Raw genomic sequence first — 1,758 nt, forward strand, 5'->3', positions numbered from 1 at the left:
GAGCTACCTACGCGATGCTCGCCAGAGGTGACAATCTCGGTGTCTTCCAGCTCGATTCGGCAGGCATGCGCGAGCTCCTGCTTCGTATGGCACCGACGGAGTTCAACGATCTCATCGCGTCGAACGCGCTCTATCGACCGGGCCCGATGGGCGTGGGAGCGCATCGGTCGTATGCCGACCGGAAGAACGGCCGAGAGAAGGTCTCCCCCATTCACCCGGAACTGGACGAGCCTCTACGCGGCATCCTGGGTGAGACATACGCGCTGATCGTGTATCAGGAGCAGATCATGCAGATCGCGCAGAAGGTCGCCGGATACTCGCTCGGGCAGGCCGATCTCCTGCGTCGCGCGATGGGCAAGAAGAAGCCCGAGGTTCTCGCCGCCGAGTTCGAGAACTTTCGCAATGGCATGCGCGGCAACGGGTACACGGATGGAGCGGTCACAGCGCTCTGGGAAGCTGTCTTGCCGTTCGCGGGCTACGCCTACAACAAGTCGCACGCCGCGGGCTACAGCCTGGTCATGTACTGGACGGCGTATCTCAAGGCGAACTATCCGGCCGAGTACATGGCGGGCCTGCTGACCTCGGTCGGCGACGACAAGGACAAGGCCGCGGTCTACCTGTCCGACTGCCGCAAGCTCGGCATCACGGTCCTGCCGCCCGACGTCAACGAGTCCGACCACAACTTCACGTCCGTCGGCACCGACATCCGCTTCGGGCTCGGTGCCGTCCGCAACGTCGGCACCAACGTCGTGTCCTCGATCATCGCGGCCCGCACCGAGAAGGGGAAGTACACCGACTTCTCCGACTATCTCGCGAAGATCGACACCGTCGCGTGCTCGAAGAAGGTCACCGAATCCCTCGTCAAGGCAGGTGGATTCGACTCCCTCGGCCATCCTCGCAAGGGTCTGATGCTCGTCCACGCCGACGCGATCGACTCGGTGATGAGCACCAAGAAGGCCGAGGCGATCGGCCAGTTCGACCTCTTCGGTGGCGACGACGCCGACGAATCCGTCGCCGCCGTGTTCAACGTCAAGATCCCGGACGAGGAATGGGACAGCAAGCACCGCCTCGCCCTCGAACGCGAGATGCTCGGCCTCTACGTGTCCGGCCACCCGCTCGACGCGATCGCGACGGAGCTTCGGTCGCTGACGGACACCTCGATCGCGGCCGTACGCGAAGGCAACGTTCAGCACGGGCAGAGGGTGGTGATCGGCGGCATCGTGGCGTCGGTGGACCGCCGGATCGACAAGAAGGGTCAGCCTTGGACGATCGTGGAGATCGCCGACCTCGATGCCACCAGCGAGGTACTCGTCTTCTCTTCGCTGTACGGTCACGTCCGCGAGATTGTGGCCGAGGACGCGGTGTTGCTCGTGACGGCGGTTGTCAGAGTTCGAGAGGGTCGAATCTCGGTCGTCGCGAGTGACGTCGTCGTGGCAGATATCGCGGCTCACGCACCCCTGACGATCACGCTCCGCGAGGACGACTGCACCCGTGCGAAAGTCACCGCGCTCCGAGATGCGTTTCGATGCCATCCGGGGCCACGCCCGGTGCACATCGTCCTCGAGGGAGCTTCCGTCACGAGATGGGCCGCCGATCCGCAATGGGGAGTGGACGGGTCTCAGGGGCTGCTTCGGGCGCTCGAGGGCCTACTCGAACCGCGTTGCCTACCGCCGGCGTCCGGGCCCGCCCAGTAGCCGAACTCGGTGATCGGTCGTCGTCGTTCCGTGCTGTGACCGATTCGGGGTGCCGCGATTCACT

Annotated in this window: 1 protein-coding gene; it reads left to right on the forward strand. The window is 64.6% G+C overall.

Translation table 11 applies throughout. The features are described from left to right. Window positions 1–1,694 (forward strand): DNA polymerase III subunit alpha (dnaE, locus tag RR1_RS21475; RefSeq protein WP_143153995.1); only part of this gene is annotated, 1,694 nt, incomplete at its 5' end. Window positions 1,695–1,758: the final 64 nt, after the last annotated feature.

Origin of the sequence: Rhodococcus rhodnii NBRC 100604 (assembly GCF_001894925.1) — a bacterium.
GTDB lineage: Bacteria > Actinomycetota > Actinomycetes > Mycobacteriales > Mycobacteriaceae > Rhodococcus_F > Rhodococcus_F rhodnii.